Origin of the sequence: Burkholderia sp. LK4, from assembly GCF_001043615.1 — a bacterium.
In the GTDB taxonomy this organism is placed as follows: domain Bacteria; phylum Pseudomonadota; class Gammaproteobacteria; order Burkholderiales; family Burkholderiaceae; genus Burkholderia; species Burkholderia cepacia.
In genome coordinates this window covers 70,077-88,122 of record NZ_LDUL01000027.1, presented here as the reverse complement: position 1 = coordinate 88,122, position 18,046 = coordinate 70,077, and the positions used below count along the sequence as shown (strand labels likewise).

Annotated in this window: 14 protein-coding genes and 1 pseudogene; 7 read left to right on the top strand and 8 right to left on the bottom strand. The window is 67.3% G+C overall.

Features of this window, described 5'->3' with window-relative positions; all coding sequences use genetic code 11:
- Positions 1–472 precede the first annotated feature (472 nt).
- A complete protein-coding gene (gene gabD / locus VK92_RS14180) occupies positions 473–1,942 on the bottom strand; it encodes an NADP-dependent succinate-semialdehyde dehydrogenase (protein ID WP_021156413.1) in 1,470 nt (489 codons plus the stop codon).
- Between the two features lie 83 nt (positions 1,943–2,025).
- Positions 2,026–3,315, bottom strand: a complete 1,290-nt coding sequence (locus VK92_RS14175; protein WP_048023449.1) for a 4-aminobutyrate--2-oxoglutarate transaminase — start codon at positions 3,313–3,315, stop codon at positions 2,026–2,028.
- Positions 3,316–3,435: 120 nt separating this feature from the next.
- Here VK92_RS14175 and pdxR point away from each other — a divergent pair, with 120 nt between their 5' ends.
- Positions 3,436–4,944: a MocR-like pyridoxine biosynthesis transcription factor PdxR gene (gene pdxR / locus VK92_RS14170; protein WP_048023448.1), complete on the top strand. Its 1,509-nt coding sequence runs from the start codon at positions 3,436–3,438 to the stop codon at positions 4,942–4,944.
- Positions 4,945–5,062: 118 nt separating this feature from the next.
- Here pdxR and VK92_RS14165 read toward each other — a convergent pair whose 3' ends face one another.
- The 3 genes and pseudogenes from VK92_RS14165 to VK92_RS14155 all read right to left on the bottom strand — a co-directional run bounded on the left by VK92_RS14165 (position 5,063) and on the right by VK92_RS14155 (position 8,276).
- Positions 5,063–6,577, bottom strand: coding sequence for an SLC13 family permease (locus VK92_RS14165; protein ID WP_048023447.1), 1,515 nt, complete (start codon positions 6,575–6,577; stop codon positions 5,063–5,065).
- Between the two features lie 29 nt (positions 6,578–6,606).
- A pseudogene (locus tag VK92_RS14160) lies at positions 6,607–7,380 on the bottom strand (IclR family transcriptional regulator).
- Positions 7,377–8,276 carry an N-formylglutamate amidohydrolase gene (locus VK92_RS14155; RefSeq protein WP_048023445.1) on the bottom strand — a complete coding sequence of 300 codons (900 nt, stop codon included), beginning with the start codon at positions 8,274–8,276 and terminating at the stop codon, positions 7,377–7,379. The pseudogene VK92_RS14160 and the gene VK92_RS14155 overlap by 4 nt, the downstream one beginning before the upstream one ends.
- 350 nt (positions 8,277–8,626) lie before the next feature.
- Between VK92_RS14155 and VK92_RS14150 the strand changes: the two genes are divergently transcribed.
- Complete coding sequence (locus tag VK92_RS14150; protein WP_048023443.1) at positions 8,627–9,730, top strand: porin; 1,104 nt, start codon at positions 8,627–8,629, stop codon at positions 9,728–9,730.
- 32 nt (positions 9,731–9,762) lie between these two features.
- On the opposite strand, the gene VK92_RS14145 is transcribed toward VK92_RS14150, so the two are convergent.
- Positions 9,763–10,599 (bottom strand): DMT family transporter, encoded by an 837-nt coding sequence (locus VK92_RS14145; protein WP_048023441.1) that lies wholly within the window; start codon positions 10,597–10,599, stop codon positions 9,763–9,765.
- Positions 10,600–10,714: 115 nt separating this feature from the next.
- On the opposite strand from VK92_RS14145, the gene selD reads away from it, so the two are divergent.
- The 3 genes from selD to VK92_RS14130 all read left to right on the top strand — a co-directional run bounded on the left by selD (position 10,715) and on the right by VK92_RS14130 (position 13,805).
- A complete protein-coding gene (gene selD, locus VK92_RS14140; RefSeq protein ID WP_082160856.1) occupies positions 10,715–11,779 on the top strand; it encodes a selenide, water dikinase SelD in 1,065 nt (354 codons plus the stop codon).
- A 72-nt stretch (positions 11,780–11,851) separates the two neighbouring features.
- Positions 11,852–12,442, top strand: a complete 591-nt coding sequence (locus tag VK92_RS14135) for a LysE family translocator (RefSeq protein ID WP_048023438.1) — start codon at positions 11,852–11,854, stop codon at positions 12,440–12,442.
- 283 nt (positions 12,443–12,725) lie between these two features.
- Positions 12,726–13,805, top strand: a complete 1,080-nt coding sequence (locus tag VK92_RS14130) for a purine-nucleoside phosphorylase (RefSeq protein ID WP_048023436.1) — start codon at positions 12,726–12,728, stop codon at positions 13,803–13,805.
- A gap of 208 nt (positions 13,806–14,013) precedes the next feature.
- Here the strand turns inward: VK92_RS14130 and VK92_RS14125 are convergent, their stop codons facing one another.
- Both VK92_RS14125 and ceoR read right to left on the bottom strand, forming a co-directional pair.
- On the bottom strand, positions 14,014–14,307 hold the full coding sequence (locus tag VK92_RS14125; RefSeq protein WP_042972716.1) for a DUF4148 domain-containing protein: 294 nt from the start codon (positions 14,305–14,307) through the stop codon (positions 14,014–14,016).
- A 444-nt stretch (positions 14,308–14,751) separates the two neighbouring features.
- Positions 14,752–15,756 (bottom strand): putative multidrug efflux transcriptional regulator CeoR, encoded by a 1,005-nt coding sequence (gene ceoR / locus VK92_RS14120; protein WP_021156406.1) that lies wholly within the window; start codon positions 15,754–15,756, stop codon positions 14,752–14,754.
- Positions 15,757–15,930: 174 nt separating this feature from the next.
- Between ceoR and VK92_RS14115 the strand changes: the two genes are divergently transcribed.
- Positions 15,931–16,791, top strand: coding sequence for an alpha/beta hydrolase (locus tag VK92_RS14115; RefSeq protein ID WP_021156405.1), 861 nt, complete (start codon positions 15,931–15,933; stop codon positions 16,789–16,791).
- Between the two features lie 33 nt (positions 16,792–16,824).
- A complete protein-coding gene (gene ceoA / locus VK92_RS14110) occupies positions 16,825–18,042 on the top strand; it encodes a multidrug efflux RND transporter periplasmic adaptor subunit CeoA (RefSeq protein WP_027790469.1) in 1,218 nt (405 codons plus the stop codon).
- Positions 18,043–18,046: the final 4 nt, after the last annotated feature.

The window sequence follows — 18,046 nt, the reverse complement described above, 5'->3', positions numbered from 1 at the left end:
GAGTACGATTTTTATTTTGGAGTCCAATGGAAGTTGATGATGTGAAGCGATCGTCGAAGCTGAGGCGAAGGGGGCGAGCAGAGCGCGACCGGGAAACTCCCCACTCGTACTACACTCCGGCGACTGTGAACATGTGTCACGGCGTCACCAGCTGTAGCGGCGACTGCGAGTGCTGACTTTGCGCACACGGGGTTGTCAGGGGAAGTGTTCAAGCGCGTGCACCCCGCATCGAGGCGGAACGCTCTACCCAGCGGCTTGCACTGAAATGGGAAACGAGACTTGACCGAGATTCGCGCGCGATATGACGTATCGGCGGATACAGCGATCGAAACAGGGTACGCAGAGCGTGGCGATCTCGTGCGTATCGAGGCGACGCGGGCACGACGGAGAGGGACGCCGGCCCGCGTCGGACCGCCCGGTTCCGGCCGGGCGGTCAGGGCCTGTCACCGAAGCGGTGCCAGGCCCTGAACCGTCAGACGGCGAGGCAGAGGTACTTGATCACGACGTAGTCGTCGATGCCGTAGTGCGAGCCTTCGCGGCCGAGGCCCGATTGCTTCACGCCACCGAACGGTGCGACTTCGTTCGAGATCAGGCCCGTGTTCACGCCGACCATCCCGTATTCGAGCGCTTCGGCGACCTTCCACACGCGGCCGATGTCGCGGCTGTAGAAGTAAGCGGCGAGGCCGAACTCGGTGTCGTTCGCGAGGCGGATCACTTCGTCGTCGCTGCCGAACTTGAACAGCGGCGCGAGCGGCCCGAACGTCTCTTCCTTCGCGACCTTCATCGCCGGCGTGACGCCCGTCAGCACGGTCGGCTCGAAGAAGCCGTGGCCCAGCGCGTGGCGCTTGCCGCCCGTCACGACGGTCGCGCCCTTCGCGAGCGCGTCCTCGATGTGCGCCTCGACCTTCAGCACCGCTGCTTCGTTGATCAGCGGGCCTTGCGTGACGCCCGGCTCGGTGCCGCGGCCCACCTTCAACTGGCCGACGGCAGCCGCGAGCTTCTGCGCGAACTGGTCGTACACGGCTTCATGCACGTAGAAGCGGTTCGTGCACACGCAGGTCTGGCCGCTGTTGCGGTACTTCGATGCGATCGCGCCCTGCACGGCCGCGTCGAGATCGGCGTCGTCGAACACGATGAACGGCGCGTTGCCGCCAAGCTCCAGCGACACCTTCTTGACCGTCGCCGCGCATTGCGACATCAGCAGGCGGCCGACCGGCGTCGAGCCGGTGAACGACAGCTTGCGCACGATCGGGTTCGACGTCAGCTCGCCGCCGATCGCCTTCGGGTCGCCCGTGACGACGCTGAACACGCCGGCCGGCACACCCGCACGCTCGGCCAGCACGGCCATCGCGAGCGCGGAGAACGGCGTCGCCTCGGCCGGCTTCACGACGATCGGACAGCCCGCGGCGAGCGCCGGGCCGACCTTGCGCGTGATCATCGCCGCCGGGAAGTTCCACGGCGTGATCGCCGCGCACACGCCGATCGCTTCCTTCGTCACGACGATGCGCTTGTCGCTCGCCGGCGTCGGGATCGTGTCGCCATACACGCGCTTGCCTTCTTCCGCGAACCATTCGAGGAACGATGCGGCATAGCCGATCTCGCCCTTCGCTTCGGCCAGCGACTTGCCCTGCTCGGTCGTCAGGATCAGCGCGAGGTCGTCGGCGTTTTCCATCATCAGGTCGTGCCACTTGCGCAGGACGACCGCGCGTTCCTTCGCGGTCTTCTTGCGCCACGCCGGCCATGCGGCGTTCGCGGCTTCGATCGCGTGACGCGTCTCGGCCGTGCCCATCGCCGGCACCGTGCCGAGCAGGCCGCCCGTCGCCGGGTTGCGGACTTCGAACGTCTCGCCGTTCGTCGCGCCTTGCCATTCGCCGTTGACGTACGCCTGCTGGCGGAACAGCGACGGATCTTTCAGTGCCAGGGTTTCCTGAACAGTGCTCATGTGAATCGCCTGCTTTGAAGATGACGGATAAAAAGGCCGCCGCCGTCTTGACGACGGCGGCGGCGCATTCAGAAGGCAGGAACTCAGGCCGGCACGCCGACCGTTTCCTTCAGCACTTCCTCGAGGATCACGAGCGCTTCGTCGAACACGGCCTGCGGGATCGTCAGCGGGAACAGGAAGCGCACGACGTTCGAGTACACGCCGCACACGAGCAGCAGCAGGCCGCGCTCGAGCGCACGTGCCTGCACGCGCTTCGTGAATTCCGCATCCGGCTCGCCCGAACCCGGCTTCAGGAACTCGACCGCGATCATCGCGCCCGGGCCGCGCACGTCGGCGATCTGCGGCACGTCGGCCTGCAGCGCGTTCAGCTTCGCCTTCAGCACGTCGCCGAGTTGCGTGGCACGGTCGCACAGCTTCTCTTCGTCGATGATCTCGAGCACGGCATGCGCCGATGCGACGGCCAGCGGGTTGCCCGCATACGTGCCGCCGAGGCCGCCGGGTGCTGCCGCGTCCATCAGGTCGGCACGGCCGACGACGCCCGACAGCGGCATGCCGCCCGCGAGGCTCTTCGCCATCGTGATCAGGTCGGCCAGCACGTCGTAATGCTGCATCGCGAACAGCTTGCCGGTACGCGCGAAGCCCGTCTGCACTTCGTCGGCGATCAGCAGGATGCCGTGTTCGTTACAGATCTTGCGCAGCGCGCGCACGAATTCGGCCGGCGCCGGGTTGAAGCCGCCTTCGCCCTGGACCGGTTCGAAGATGATCGCGGCCACGCGCTTCGGATCGATGTCGGCCTTGAACAGCATCTCGATCGCCTTGATCGAGTCGGCCGTCGTCACGCCGTGCACGGCGTTCGGGTACGGCGCATGGAACACGTCGCCCGGGAACGGGCCGAAGTTCAGCTTGTACGGGGCGACCTTGCCGGTCAGCGCCATGCCCATCATCGTGCGGCCGTGGAAACCGCCCGAGAAGGCGATGACGCCCGGACGGCCGGTGGCCGCGCGTGCGATCTTGATCGCGTTCTCGACGGCTTCCGCGCCGGTCGTGAAGAACGCGGTCTTCTTCGGGAAATCGCCCGGCGCGCGTGCGTTGATCTTCTCGGCCAGCTCGACGTACGACGCGTACGGGACGATCTGGTAAGCGGTGTGCGTGAAGTTGTTCAGCTGGTCCGCGATCGCCTTGACGATCTTCGGGTGGCGGTGGCCGGTGTTCAGCACCGCGATGCCGGCGGCGAAATCGATGAAGCGGCGGCCTTCGACATCCCACAGTTCCGCGTTCTCGGCGCGGGCTGCGTAGAAATCGCACATCACGCCGACGCCGCGCGGGGTGGCGGCGTTCTTGCGGGCCTGCAGGTCGGCATTCTTCACGGTCATCTCCTTGATGTTCTTTCCGGTGAGGTGAAAATCGGGCGCTTCGACAGCCCATGGAGGCGACTATAATCACATTTGGCTCTGGCAATCAGAGCCATTTCAATAAATATTCAGGAGCCAATCATGCGCGCGAGCGTGTTGTCGGACTGGCTGGCGCAGCGCCTCGTGCGAGGCGGCGAACAGCCGATCTACCGGCAGCTTCACCGGCTGCTGCAACAGGCGATCCTGTCGCGTGAACTGCCGGCCGGCACGCGCGTGCCGTCGTCGCGGCTCCTCGCGGCCGAACTCGGGATCGCGCGCAACACGGTCACGCAGGTTTACGAACAGCTTGCGCTCGAAGGTTATGTGAACTCGGCGACCGGCCGCGGTACGTTCGTGGCCGACAGCGCGCCCGACGAGATCGTCGGCGCGCCGCCCGACGCGGCCGCCACCCACCCGGCGTTCGTGCAGCCGTCCGCGCGGCGGCTGTCGGCACGCGGCACGCGGCTCGTCGAAGGGGCCGGCGTGTCGAAACGGCAGGGCGGCGCGTTCATGCCGGGCGTGCCCGATGTGTCGCGCTTTCCCGCGCGCGTATGGACGCGGCTGCACAACAAATACTGGCGGCGGCTGCGCCCCGACCTGCTGACCTACGCGCCGGGCGGCGGGCTCGCGCTGCTGCGCGAGGCGCTGGCCGATTACCTGCGCACGTCGCGCTCGGTGCGCTGCACGCCCGAGCAGATCGTGATTACGACCGGCATCCACCAGTCGATCGATCTCGCGGTACGGCTGCTGACCGACCCGGGCGACGCGATCTGGACCGAGGACCCGTGCTACTGGGGCGTGCGCAGCGTGCTGAACGTGTCGGGGCTGACGACGCGGCCGATCCCGGTCGACGACGAAGGCATCGCCCCGTCGGCGGCCGATCTCGCCGAACCGCCGAAGCTGATGCTCGTCACGCCGTCGCACCAGTATCCGCTCGGGATGGTGATGAGCCTCGCGCGGCGGCGGATGCTGCTCGAATACGCACGCCAGCACGGTTGCTGGATCATCGAGGACGACTACGACAGCGAATTCCGCTACGGCAGCCGCCCGCTTGCGTCGCTGCAGGGGCTCGACACGGCCGGGCAGGTGATCTACGTCGGCAGTTTCGGCAAGACGCTGTTCCCGGGGCTGCGGGTCGGCTACCTGGTCGCGCCCGAGCCGCTCGCGGAGAGTTTCGCGACCGCGAGCGCCGAGTTGTACCGCGAAGGGCAGTTGCTGCAGCAGGCGGTGCTTGCCGAATTCATCGCGGAAGGGCACTTCGTGTCGCATATCCGCAAGATGCGCACGCTGTACGGACAGCGCCGCGAGGTGCTGCTCGACGCGGTCGCGCAACGCTATGGCGACACGCTGCACGCGCTCGGCAGCGATGCCGGGCTGCATCTGGTCACGCAGTTGCCGGAAGGCGTCGACGATCGTGCGGTCGCGCAGGCCGCGCTCGAACGCAATATCGTCGTGCGACCGTTGTCGGGTTATTACGCGGACCGCGAACGCGCGGCGTCGGGGTTGCTGCTCGGTTATGCGTGCGTGCCGGAGGACGAGATCGCGACGGCGTTCGCGACGCTCGCCGAGGCGATCGATGAGCGGGCATTCGGCGGGGTGGCGGCGGCTTGAACGGCGCTGCCGGTTGCGGCATGCCGTTGCGACGCCTGCCGCCGCCATCGGGACCGCGCAGCGCCATGCCCTGCGCACCGCCGGGCGCACGCGTGTTCTGCCGGACCCGTCGCGAACCTCAATACCCGATCCACACCGCGAACGTCAGCACGACACACGACAGCGCGAGCAGCGTCAGGAACAGTGGCAGCACGAAGCGGATCCACGCGCCGAAATCGACGCGTGCCGTTGCCAGATACGCAAGCAGCATCCCCGACGTCGGCGTGACGAGGTTCGTCAGCCCGCCGCCGAGCACGAACGCGAGCACCGACGTCTGCCCGCTCACGCCGGAGAGCTGCGCGATCGGCCCGATGATCGGCATGCTGACCGCTGCCTTGCCCGATACCGACGGAATGAACACGTCGAGCACCATCTGCACGCCCATCAGCCCGTTCGCGACCCACACCGGCGATTGCCCGTCCGCGAGCCGCGTGAAGAAATTGATCAGCGTGTCGAGCACGAGGCTGTTTTGCAGCAGCAGCTCGACGGACGCGGCGAGCCCCATCAGCAGCGCGGCGAGCATCATGTTCTTCATCCCGTCGACGAACGCATCGGCCGCACTGCGCGAATCGAGCCCGCCGATGATGGCCGTCGCGATGCTCACGGCCGTGTAGAACGCGGCCAGCTCGACGTTGCCCCACTTCAGTTCGCGCGTCCCGTAGATCAGCATCGCGACCGCCGCGGCGAACACGAGCAGCGTCGCCTTGTGGCGCAGCGACAGCTTCGCGGCGGCGTGCGCGGCCTGCCCTGCGGCGGCCTGCCCGGGCCGATAGCCGGTGTTGCGCACGTAGCGCAGCAGGTACAGGATGCCGATCGTCAGGAATACGACGAATACGGCCGCGCGCAGCGCGACGCCGCTGAACAGCGGCACGCCGACGAGCGGCTGGGCAACGGCGAGCGCGAGCGGGTTCGTGACCGATGCGATATAGCCGATCTTCGCGGCGATCGCGACGAGCGCGACCGCGAACAGGTCGGACAGGCCGAGGCGACGGGCGATCACGACCACCATCGGAATGATCACGAGATACTCGGAGATGAAGCCGAGCAGCGTGCTGCCGAGCCCGATCAGGATCATCAGCAGCGGCGTCAGCAGGTACGCATTGTTGCCGGTGAGCTGCAGCAGCCGGTCGATGCCCGCATCGACGACACCCGTGCGGCGCATCACGCCGAACATCCCGCCGACGAACATCACCATCACGATCAACGGCGCGTTCTTCAGCAGCCCTTGCGGGACCGCGACGAACGCGGAGACGAGGCTTGCCGGCAGCGCATGCGCGGACGTGCTGTGGCTGACAGCCGGCGCGACGAGTGTCGTGAGCGCAGTCGTCTTCGGCACCACGTGATAGGTGCCCGGCACGACGAGCCGGCCGTCGCGGGCGAACTGGCCGGAGTCGACGAGCCACGTGAGCGCGATCGCGGCGGCGAGCACCCACAGCATCATCACCACGGGGTGCAGCATCTTGCCGTGCGGATGCGGCGCGTGAGCGGCGGGCGCTGCCGGAGCGGCCGCCGCAGGATCGCCGGCCGCGAGGGCGGTAGTGTCGGTGCCGGGCGTGCCGGGCGTGCCGGCCGGGTTCGGGGAAGAGGCGGACATCGGATCCTCGTCGAAGAAGAAGCGGGCCGTCAGGCCGGTTGCAGCGCGGCGCGCGCCGGGACGTAGCCGAGTTCGGCGGAAATGGCGAGGCTGCACGCCTGCAGCCGTTCGAGATAGTCGGGAATGTCGGCATGACTCACGCGCACCTCGGGCCCCGTCACGCTCACCGAGGCGACCGTCGCGCCCGTCAGGTCGCGCACCGGCACCGCGATCCCGACCGCGCCGGGCGTCACCTCGCCGCTGCTCACTGCATAGCCCTTGCGGGCGACCGCGTCGAGTTCGCCGGCGAGTTTCGCCGGGTCGTCGGCGAGCCCGTTCCGGCGCAGTTGCGCGAGATATTCGTCGCGCACCGCGTCGGGCGCGAACGCGAGCAGCACCTTGCCCGATGCGCCGAAATTGATCGGCCGGCGGTTGCCGACCGCGCCGACGGTGCGCACCGCGTGAGTGGTTTCGCAACGCGCGACACACACCGATTCGAGCCCTTCGCGCACGCGCAGCACGATGGTCTCGTTGATCGCCTGGTTGAGCGCGAGCATGTGCCGGTGCGCGGCCCGCACGAGCGCGTTCTGCTGCGACGCGGCCACGCCGATCACGAACGCCTGCGGGCCGAGCGCATAGGTGGACGTGCGCGGGTCCTACACGACGAAGCGATGCAGTTCGAGCGTGCACAGCATCCGGTACGTGCGCGACTTGTTGATGCCGAGTTGCGACGCCAGCTCGGTCACGCCGAGGTGCGGGTGCTCGGCCACGTAGGTCAGCAGCTTCAGTGCGCTGTCGACGGCGTCGACGATGTAGGTCGTCATGCGGTGTCTCCCTGCGGCGCGATGCGCGCGCGGACGTAATCGGCGAGCGCATCGAGATATGCATCGACCGAGCGCTTCAGCGTGGCGAACCCGGCGTGTTTCGCGAACGCGGCCTCGTCCATGTACAGCGCGCGGTTGAATTCGACCTGGATGCTGTGGCGCTGCCGTGCGGGATCGGCGAGCGCGGTCAGCAGGTCGCCGCCCTGGTACGGGTCGTTGACCTGCACGCGATAACCGGCATCGGTGAACCACTGCGCGGTCCACGCGGTGAAGGCCGGATCCGCGGTCGTGCCGCGCCGGTCGCTGACGACGACGTCCGGCCGCAACACACCCGCATCGACGTTCATCGCGTTGCCGCGCGATTTCATCGAATGGCAGTCGATGTGCCACAGCGCGCCGTGCGCGGCATACAGCGGCTCGGCGATGCCGGCGAGCGCGCGGCGGTACGGCAGGTAGTACGCGTCGATCCGGTGGCGGACTTCCGCGAGCGACAGCTTGCGGTCGTACAGCGGCACGCCGGGCAACGCATCGCGCCGGATCAGCCCCATCCCGCGCTGCGTATACGGCTGCGGCGCAAGCGGCTCGGGCCACGGCTCGGCGAGCAGCGTCGCGTCGATGTCGGTTTCCGCGCGGTTCGGATCGATGTACGCGCGCGGAAACGTTGCGCCGAGCAGCGTGCCGCCGCGAGCAGGGGCGCCGGCCCACAGTTCGTCGATGAAAGCGTCCCACGTCGTGCGGATCGCGTCGTCGGGCGCGACGGTGGCGAAGTCCGGCGGATACGCGATGCCGCTGTGCGGCGAGTCGACGACGATCGGCAGGGCCGGCTCCGTCGGCGTCGCGACGAAATGCGCGGACGATGCACCGGCAGCCGCGGTGTTGCAATTAAACGTCAGCATGAGGATCAGGTTCTTTACCTAGTTTTTTGAAGCGTCTCGTTCGTTCGTTTTAATGATTAAAACAGCGTATCAATATTTCACAACGACTCAAAATCGCGGTCAAGGGCTTTTTGCGGCACCGGGATTACGCGTCGAGAACGGCCTGTAATGCCCGCCGCTATTGGGCATGTTTCATTCCTCGAAACACGTTGCGATACATGGCTATCCGGCTCCCGGACGTCATTTTTGGCGTCGCTTGACGCTTCAAATCGCCGAATTCAACAATGAATAAGACGATGTTTTATTCAATAAAACACGTCTTGAGCGAAATAAAACGCTCCCCATATTCAATCGACAAAAAGGGGTCGGAGATGAAGCGGAAAAGGTTGGCAGTCGCGCTGGCAGGTATCGCAATGGCGGCGGCCGCGACGCAAGTACGGGCGCAATCGAGCGTGACGCTGTACGGCGTGGTCGATTCGGGGATCACGTACACGAACAACCAGAACGGCCGCGCTGCGTGGCAGGCGACCGGCGGCAACGAGCAGGGCACGCGCTTCGGGCTGCTCGGCAAGGAGGAACTCGGTGGCGGCACGCGCGCGGTGTTCCGGCTCGAGAACGGCTTCAACATCGAGAGCGGCGCCGCGAGCCAGGGTGGCCGGCTGTTCGGGCGCCGGGCCTACGTGGGGCTGGAAAACGACCGCTGGGGCACGCTGACGATGGGCCGCCAGTACAACGCCGCGCAGGAAGTGCTGGAGCCGCTGCAGATCGGTGCGACCACCGCCCTCACGCAGTACGCGCTGCATCCGTTCGACACCGACGACCTGAACAACACGTTCCGCACCAACAACTCGGTGCAGTACCAGACGCCCACGTGGTACGGACTGCGCGCGGTCGGCCTGTACGGCTTCTCGAATTCCACGTCGTTCGCGGAAAACCGCGTGTGGAGCCTCGGCGCGAGCTACGAGAACGGGCCACTGCAACTCGGCGCGGCCTACGTGCGCGTCGACCATCCGGCGCTCGACACGACCGGCGCGGCGGCGTCCGACAACTACTACACGTTCATCAAGGGCGTGACGCGCCAGCAGATCTGGGGCGCGGGCGGCGCATACGCATGGGGCGCCGCGACCTTCGGGTTGCTGTACACGAGCTCGCTGTTCAACCTGCAGACGGGCGGCGCGATGCGCTTCAACAACTACGAGGGCAGCGTGCGCTACCTGATGACGCCCGCACTGCAGTTCGCGCTCGGCGAAACCTACACGCAGGTGCTCGCGTCGCAAGGGCCGAAGCCGAGTTCGCACTACCTGCAGACGAGCGTCGGCGCGCAGTATTTCCTGTCGAAGCGCACCGATATCTACGTGAACGCGTTCTACCAGCGCGCTTCATCGAACGTGGTGGCGGCGATCGAAGGGATCTCGAATCCGTCGAGCACGCGTACGCAGATCGTGGCGGTGACGGGCATCCGGCACAAGTTCTGACGCAGCGGCAGGCCGCGGGCGGGGCGCGCCGCCTACAGGCGGATCAGCGCCGCGCCCACGACCACCAGCGCGCACGCGGCAAGCCGCTGCGCGCCGGGCCGCTCGCGCATCACGAGCCAGCCGATCGCGACCGCGAAGATCGAACTCGTTTCCCGCAGCGCCGACACCGTCCCGACCGGCAGGTACCGGTACGCGAGGATCACGATCCCGTATGCGGCGAGCGAGATCGTGCCGGCGATCGCGCCCTGCGTGAGCGCCGTGCGCGAGGCGAGTACCGCGCGCGGGCCGCCACGTACCGCGCAGACCAGCACGAACTGCGGCACGCTCCACAGCACGTACACCCACGCGATGTAGCCGAGCGCACTGCCGGACACGCGCGAGCCGATGCCGTCGCAGATCGAATACGCGGCGATGAACACGCCCGTGAGCAGCGCAAACGGTACGCCTTCACCGGAGAACCGGAAGCCGCGCCGCAGCGCGAGCGACATGATGCCGAACGACACGAGCGCGATGCCTGCGAAGCCGAACGGGGTCGGCTGTTCGTGGAGAAAGGCGAGCGCGAGCACCGACACGAGCAGCGGCGAGATCCCGCGCGCGATCGGATAGATCTGCCCGAACTCGCCGCTGCGATAGGCGCGCGCCAGCGTGAAGCAGTACGCGACCTCGAGCGCGGCCGACGCGACGATATACGGCCACGCGGCGGGTGCCGGCGCGGGCAGCAGCGCGGCGCCGGCGATGCCGATCGCGAAATAGGGCAGCGACATCGTGCCGAGCTGTACGAGCCGGTCTTCGCTGACGTGGAGGAAGGCATTCCAGATGGCGTGCAGCAACGCGGAGCACAGCACGAGGCCGATGAAGAGGTGATCCATGGACGAAGGTGCGGGCGGCAGCGGGAGCGGGGAGTGCGCCGCCATTATGTGGGTATCGGGCGCACTCGCACGGAATTGTCGATAATGTCGTGTTGTTATTCACCGGATGCCGACGATGACCGAAGCCACCCAAGCCCAGCCTGCCGTTCCGCGCCTCACGAGCCTGTCGCACGGCGGCGGCTGCGGCTGCAAGATTGCGCCGGGCGTGCTGTCCGAGCTGCTGAAGCGCGCGACGCCGCCCGCGCTGTTCCCGGATCTGCTGGTCGGTACCGAGACGTCCGACGACGCGGCCGTCTACCGTCTCAACGACGAGCAGGCGATCGTCGCGACCACCGACTTCTTCATGCCGATCGTCGACGATCCGTTCGACTTCGGCCGCATCGCCGCGACCAACGCGCTGTCCGACGTGTATGCGATGGGCGGCAAGCCGATCCTCGCGCTCGCGCTGGTCGGGATGCCGATCAACGTGCTGCCGCACGAGACGATCGCGGCCGTGCTGCGCGGCGGCGAATCGGTGTGCGCGGACGCCGGCATTCCGGTGGCGGGCGGCCATTCGATCGATTCGGTCGAGCCGATCTACGGGCTCGCGGCGATCGGCGTCGTGCATCCGTCGCGCGTGAAGCGCAACGCGGCCGCGCGTGCGGGCGACGTGCTCGTGCTCGGCAAGCCGCTCGGCGTCGGCGTGCTGTCGGCCGCGCTGAAAAAGAACCAGCTCGATGCCGCGGGTTACGCGCAGATGGTCGCGACGACCACCAAGCTGAACCGTCCGGGCGCCGACCTCGCCGCGCTGCCGGGCGTGCATGCGCTGACCGACGTCACGGGTTTCGGGCTGCTCGGTCACACGCTCGAGCTCGCACGTGGCGCGCACCTCACCGCGCGCGTGCACTACGCGTCGCTGCCGTGGCTCGCGGGCGTCGAGGCGTTCGTGGCCGACGGCGTGTTCACCGGCGCGTCGGGCCGCAACTGGGCCGCGTACGGCGCGGACGTTCGACTGGCCGACACGCTGCCGCCCGTCGCGCAGGCGCTGCTGACCGACCCGCAGACGTCGGGCGGCCTGCTGGTCGCATGCGCGCCCGAGGCCGTCGACGACGTGCTCGCGTGCTTCCGTGCCGACGGCTTCGACCGCGCGGGCGTGATCGGCGAGATGGTGGACGGGCCTGCGCACGTCGATGTCGCGTGACGCCGAATCGCCGCAGCGGAGATTTTTGCGTTCGCTAGAATCGATGCCTTCCATCGAAGGCATCGACGACCGATGAACGATTTCCTGTTCGGGCTGATGATCGCGCTGTCGGTCGGGCCCGTTGCGCTGATGATCGCGAACTACGGGATGCGCGCCGGCACCGCAAGCGGCGTGCGCGCGGCGGTGGGTGTCGCGACGGCCGACGGCTGCTACGCGGTCGTCGCGTTCACGCTCGGCGCGATGCTGGCGAGCACGCTCGCGGCGCATCTGTCGCTGTTTCGTGTCGTTGGTGCGCTCGTGTTGCTCGCAATGGGCACGCGGATGCTGTGGCAGGCGCTGCGGGATCGGCGCCGCACGCTCGACGGCGATGCGCGGCCGCCGGGCACGCGCCCGTTCACATCGATGTTCTTCGTCACGCTCGCGAATCCGCTCACCATCCTGCTGTTCTATGGCTATGCGACGGCTGCCGCCGGCGCGCATCGCCACTGGCTGCTTGGCGCCGCGTGTGTGTTCGCCGGCAGCCTCGCGGGGCAGCTGGTGTTCGCGTTCGGCGGCAGCATGATCGGGCGCATCGTGAAATCGCCCGGGTGGCTCGCGGCGAGCCATCTGGTCGCCGCGCTGGTCGTGCTCGGTTACGGCATCGCGGGGCTCGTGCGCGTGTAGCGGTTCGGGAGCCGGCCGAAATCGATGTCGACGGGTGCGATACGCAGCGGCATGTCGGCAGGCGTTCGTTCCTGCCAACCCGATAGCATTCCTGATGGTTGTCATGCACGGCGACGGTGCGAAACCGACGACGCACGTCGCATTGCGCAACACGCGCACGGTCGCACGAAACACGGGGAGTCGTTTCGTAGTCGGGTTCCGCAACGTGCACGCCCGTTCTATACTCCGTCGCGCAGTCTACGAGAGCCGTTCTCACCCAACATCATCGAAACAAGGAACGCCGATGCTGACTCGCTCCATTCTTTCCGCCGCTGCATTCTCGCTCGCAGCCTGTGCAACCGCGCCGTCGATCGCGCAGGACAACCAGGGCAACAACGCGGGCAACAATGCATTCGCCGAGACCGGTGCACAGGGCCGCCCGGTCAAGGTCATGATCATCACGATGTTCGGGCCGGAGGGCCAGGTCTGGCTCGACCGGCTCGGCCCGTGGCGCGACATCGCCGTGCCCGGCCTGTCGCCGGACTACCCGAACGTCCACTGCAACAAGCAGGACGTGTGCGTGGTCACGACCGGCATGGGTTATGCGAACGCGTCGGCGACGATCATGGCGCTCACGTTCTCGCAGCGCTTCGATCTGCGCCGCACGTATTTCCTGATCTCCGGCATCGCGGGCGTCGACCCCGCGCAAGGCACGGTCGGGTCGGCCGCGTGGTCGAAGTACCTCGTCGATTTCAGTCTGCAGTGGGAGCTCGATGCACGCGAGATTCCGGCCGGCTGGAATACCGGCTTTCTCGGCATCAACACGAAGAGCCCGAACGACAAGCCGCCGCTCGACTACCGTACCGAGGTATTCCAGCTCAACCCGCAGCTCACCGACGCCGCGGTCGCGCTGTCGCGCAACGTCGTGCTCGCCGACAGCGCGCAGGCGCAGGCCGCGCGCGCGAAGTTCACGTATGCGCCGGCGAACCGGCCGCCGACGGTGATCCAGTGCGATACGTCATCGGGCAACACGTGGTTTTCGGGCACGCTGATCGGCGAGCGCGCGCGCCAGTGGACGAAGATCCTGACCGACGGCAAGGGCACGTACTGCATGACCGCACAGGAAGACAACGCGACGTATGAAGCGCTCAAGCGCGCGGCGAGCGTGAAGCGGGTCGACCTGTCGCGCGTCGCGGTGCTGCGTACCGGCTCCGATTTCGACCGGCCGTATGCGGGGCAGACGAGTGCGGACAACCTGCTGAACTACGCGGACCAGGGCGGCTTCGCCCCCGCGACCGAAAACCTGTATCGCGCGGGCAACCCGCTCGTGCAGGACATCGTGACGCACTGGGGCGAGTGGCGCGACGGGGTGCCGCGCCGTTGAGGGTCAGGCGACGGCTCGGTCGGTGGTCAATGCGAGTGCGGGGCCGAACGGAAAGGCGTCCACACCGGCGTGGTGTCGTCCCAATGGTCGAGCGGCGAAGGAAGTTGGTCGTTCATCATGTGCTCCTGCAACTAACTGACTCAGCGAATCGTCGATAGGTGTGTCGCGACGCCGCGCACGGGGCACCCCGCTGCGCGGCGTTGCGCGTTTACCGGCCTCCGCCGGCGAGCTGGTTGCTTTCCGGCAACGAGCGATACGGGCCTTGCGCGAGTTCGAGCCCTTGCGGGTACGAATTCGCCTTGCGCAGGTACGCGAGCGTGCCGTCCTTGCGGGCCTGCTCGACTTCCGCGCTCACTTCGGCGCGCGTGCGCGGGCCGTTGTGCTGCGAGTACCACGACGTGTTGCCGTAGTCGCCGGCGTGCGGCGTGCCCGAGTCGGCGAAGGCCGGAGCGGACACGGCGAGCGTGAGGGCCAGGGCGGAGAGAAGATGGCGGCGGTTCATGGCTAACTCCTGTCTTTCGGAGTTGGCGCCTGAGCGCTGACTCCGGTCCCATCAAGCGGGATCTGTTCGGTGCGCAACGAGGTGCGCGACAGGGTTTACTCTAGGTATCTGTTCCGTCGCGATAAATGCGGCAGATGCGAATTGAATTGTCGTGTCAGTGGAACAATCGACATCCGTACACCTGGCAGGGTTATGCGGAAATCGCTGGAACCCGCTTGCAGCGGGCCTCGCAAGGGGGCGACGGCGGCGCGCAACGACGCAGGCGCACGATTGCGTCGCCTTGCACAAAGGTTTGCTGCGGATTCGGGAAGGATCTGGCGCGCCGTACGGGGACGTGGCGCGGAGGCGGGACGCCGCGCGGGCCTTGCAGCCCGCGCGTGCGGTTCAGCGGCGCAGTTCGGTCACGTGGTTCTGACGATCAGGTGAGCCGGGCAGTTCAGCCACTTACGCGACCCACTCGTTGATGACCGGCGTGTCGAGCACCGGCGCGCGTTCGGCTTCCTCGAACGTGCGCTTGCTGCACGTCGCGTCGAGGCTGCCCTTGCCGCTCAGCAGCGGGCAACGGTCGAACACCTCGGCGATCCAGTCGACGAAGACGCGCACTTTCGGCGACAGATGGCGGCTGTGCGGATACACGACGGAGATCGGCATCGGCAGCGGCTTGACGCCGGGCAGCACTTCCTTGAGCCGGCCTTCGCGCAGATGCGGCAGCACCATGAAGAGCGGCGGCTGGATCAGCCCGAAGCCTTCGATCCCGCAGGTCACGTATGCATCGGCATCGTTCACCGACACGATGCCCTCCATCTTCATCTCGACTTCCTGGCCGTCGGTCAGGAACGTCCAGTCGATCGTGCGGCCGGTGCGGCTCGAGAAGTAGTTGACGGCCTTGTGCTGGCTCAGGTCGTCGATCGTCTTCGGCTCGCCGTGACGCTCGAGATAGTCGGGCGACGCGACCGTCACGCATTCGAACAGGCCGACCCGGCGCGCGACGAGCGACGAGTCCTGCAATGCACCAACGCGGATCACGCAATCGACCCCTTCCTGCAGCAGGTCGACCGGCCGGTCGGACAGGCCGAGCTGCAGGTCGATGTCCGGGTAGCGCGTATGAAATTCGCACAGCGACGGAATCACGAGCAGCCGCCCGATCGAGCCCGGCATGTCGATACGCAACTTTCCGTGCGGCTTCCGGTTGTTCGCCTGGAAGCTCGCCTCGGTTTCCTCGACGTCCGCGAGGATCCGCACGCATCGTTCGTAGTACGCGGCGCCGTCCGGCGTGAGCGACAGCCGGCGCGTGGTCCGGTGCATCAGCCGCACACCGAGGAATGCTTCGAGATTCTGGATGATCGTCGTGACGGACGCCCGCGGCAGGCTGAGCGTTTCTGCTGCCTTGGTGAAGCTGCTTGTATCGACGACGCGAGTAAACACCTGCATGGCCTGAAGCCGGTCCATCACAACCTCCGCAATCTAATTTGCCACCGGAACAAAGAGGCTGCGCTACCTCGTGGGTAAACGCAGCCTCGGATTGTTCGGGGGCGTTGAATTGTGTTGCCGGATTATAGGCATTTATCCCAATGTCTGCCGGACCCAGAATTCGTTCCATCTCGAAATGGATGCTGCATCGTCATGGACGCTTCTGAATTCAGCAAATTCCTGAAGGCCGCGTTGCCCGCCCAAGCCACGGCGGGCGCGGCGCTGACGGTCGCCGAAGTGGAAATTCCCGGCTACGCGCAGGACATCGTGCTGCGCCTGTACCGGCGCCCGGACAAGACCGGGTTGCCAGTGGTGCTTTATTTCCACGGCGGCGGTTTCGTGCGCGGTTCGCTCGAAGACGCCGATTTCGCCGCGCGCTTTTTAGCAGAACGCTTACCAGCTCTCGTAGTGTCGGTCGACTATTCGCTCGCGCCGGCCTTTCCCTTTCCGGCCGCGCCGGAGGATGCGTATCGCGCCGCCGTGTGGGCCGCGACGCGCGCCCGCGCGTTCGGCGGCAACCCGAAGAAGATCGGCGTCGCGGGTCACGACGCGGGCGGCCAGCTCGCGAACTGCCTCGCGTTCATCGCGCGCGATCGCGGCGAAGTGTCGATCGCCGCGCAGGCGCTGTTCGGGCCGATGCTCGACCCGAGCATGACGCGCATCGGCGACGCCGAGCGCCTCGCGTCCGACATCACCGCGCGCGAATGCGCGGCCTGTTATCGCGCGTATCTGCCGCAGGCCGCGCAACGCATGCACCCGTATGCGGCACCGCTCGAATCGGTGCGCCTCGCGGGGCTGCCGCCGACGCTCGTCGTCACCGCGCAGAACGACGTGCTGCACGTCGAGGCGGAGAAATATGCGGGCTGCCTGATCTCGTCGGGCGTGCTCACGCAGGTGATCCGCTATCCGGACATCACGCACGCCGCGCTCGCGACGCATGAAGCCGCCTTCGAGGAAGCCGTGCGCTTCTTCCAGTGCCGCTTCCAGGCGCGCCAGCCCAACCGTTCCGAATAACCAGAACCAATCCACGCTTACCTGGAGATCCACATGGCCATCCTACGCACCTCCCGTTCCCGAATCGCGACAGCGGCGATCGTGACGCTTGCCGTCGTCGGCCTCGGAACGTTCGGCGCGATGCGCGTGAACGCGAACGCGCCCGAGAAAGCGGCTGCACCGCTGCCCGAAGTCGACGTTGCGACCGTCGTACCGCAGACCGTCACCGACTGGCAGAGTTATTCGGGCCGTCTCGAGGCGGTCGAGAAAGTCGACGTGCGCCCGCAGGTGTCGGGCACGATCGTCGCGGTGAACTTCAAGGACGGCGCGCTCGTGAAGAAGGGCGACGTGCTGTTCGTGATCGACCCGCGCCCGTACCAGGCCGAAACCGATCGCGCGGCCGCGCAGCTCGCGGCCGCGCAAGCGCGCAACGGTTACGCGCAGACCGACTGGCAGCGCGCACAGCGGCTGATCGGCGACAACGCGATCGCGAAGCGCGATTACGACGAGAAGCAGAACGCGGCGCGCGAAGCGGCCGCGAACCTGAAGGCCGCCGAAGCTGCGCTCGAAACGGCGCGCATCAACCTCGGCTATACGCGGATCACCGCGCCGGTGTCGGGCCGCGTGTCGCGTGCGGAAATCACGCTCGGCAACGTCGTGTCGGCCGGTGCGTCGGCCGCGCCGCTCACCACGCTGGTGTCGGTGTCGCCGATCTACGCATCGTTCGACGCAGACGAACAGACCTACCTGCAATACATCAACGGCGCGCGCAACGGCCGCAAGGTGCCGGTCGAGCTCGGCCTCGCGAACGAAACCGGCTACTCGCGCAGCGGCGAGATCGACTCGGTCGACAACCGTCTCGACACGTCGTCGGGCACGATCCGCGTGCGAGCGCGCTTCGACAATGCGGACGGTGCGCTCGTCCCGGGCCTGTACGCACGCGTGAAGGTGGGCGGCAGCGCGCCGCACGAGGCGCTGCTCGTCGACGACGCGGCGATCAACACCGACCAGGACAAGAAGTTCGTGTTCGTCGTCGACCAGCAGGGCCGCGTGTCGTACCGGGAAGTGCAGCAGGGGCTGCAGCACGGCAACCGGCGCGTGATCGTGAGCGGCCTCGCGGCAGGCGATCGCGTGGTCGTGAACGGCACGCAGCGCGTGCGCCCCGGCGAACAGGTGAAGCCGCACATGGTCCCGATGACGGGCGGTGACGCGCCGTCCGCGCCGCTGGCGGACAACGCGAAGCCGGCCGCCCCGGCGAAGGCGGATTCGTAAGCGG

What these genes read in the sequence shown, in the direction of transcription:
- gabD (WP_021156413.1), bottom strand. Translation starts at nt 1,942, where the DNA reads ATGAGCACTGTTCAGGAAACCCTGGCACTGAAAGATCCGTCGCTGTTC.
- VK92_RS14175 (WP_048023449.1), bottom strand. Translation starts at nt 3,315, where the DNA reads ATGACCGTGAAGAATGCCGACCTGCAGGCCCGCAAGAACGCCGCCACC.
- pdxR (WP_048023448.1), top strand. Translation starts at nt 3,436, where the DNA reads ATGCGCGCGAGCGTGTTGTCGGACTGGCTGGCGCAGCGCCTCGTGCGA.
- VK92_RS14165 (WP_048023447.1), bottom strand. Translation starts at nt 6,577, where the DNA reads ATGTCCGCCTCTTCCCCGAACCCGGCCGGCACGCCCGGCACGCCCGGC.
- VK92_RS14155 (WP_048023445.1), bottom strand. Translation starts at nt 8,276, where the DNA reads ATGCTGACGTTTAATTGCAACACCGCGGCTGCCGGTGCATCGTCCGCG.
- VK92_RS14150 (WP_048023443.1), top strand. Translation starts at nt 8,627, where the DNA reads ATGAAGCGGAAAAGGTTGGCAGTCGCGCTGGCAGGTATCGCAATGGCG.
- VK92_RS14145 (WP_048023441.1), bottom strand. Translation starts at nt 10,599, where the DNA reads ATGGATCACCTCTTCATCGGCCTCGTGCTGTGCTCCGCGTTGCTGCAC.
- selD (WP_082160856.1), top strand. Translation starts at nt 10,715, where the DNA reads ATGACCGAAGCCACCCAAGCCCAGCCTGCCGTTCCGCGCCTCACGAGC.
- VK92_RS14135 (WP_048023438.1), top strand. Translation starts at nt 11,852, where the DNA reads ATGAACGATTTCCTGTTCGGGCTGATGATCGCGCTGTCGGTCGGGCCC.
- VK92_RS14130 (WP_048023436.1), top strand. Translation starts at nt 12,726, where the DNA reads ATGCTGACTCGCTCCATTCTTTCCGCCGCTGCATTCTCGCTCGCAGCC.
- VK92_RS14125 (WP_042972716.1), bottom strand. Translation starts at nt 14,307, where the DNA reads ATGAACCGCCGCCATCTTCTCTCCGCCCTGGCCCTCACGCTCGCCGTG.
- ceoR (WP_021156406.1), bottom strand. Translation starts at nt 15,756, where the DNA reads ATGGACCGGCTTCAGGCCATGCAGGTGTTTACTCGCGTCGTCGATACA.
- VK92_RS14115 (WP_021156405.1), top strand. Translation starts at nt 15,931, where the DNA reads ATGGACGCTTCTGAATTCAGCAAATTCCTGAAGGCCGCGTTGCCCGCC.
- ceoA (WP_027790469.1), top strand. Translation starts at nt 16,825, where the DNA reads ATGGCCATCCTACGCACCTCCCGTTCCCGAATCGCGACAGCGGCGATC.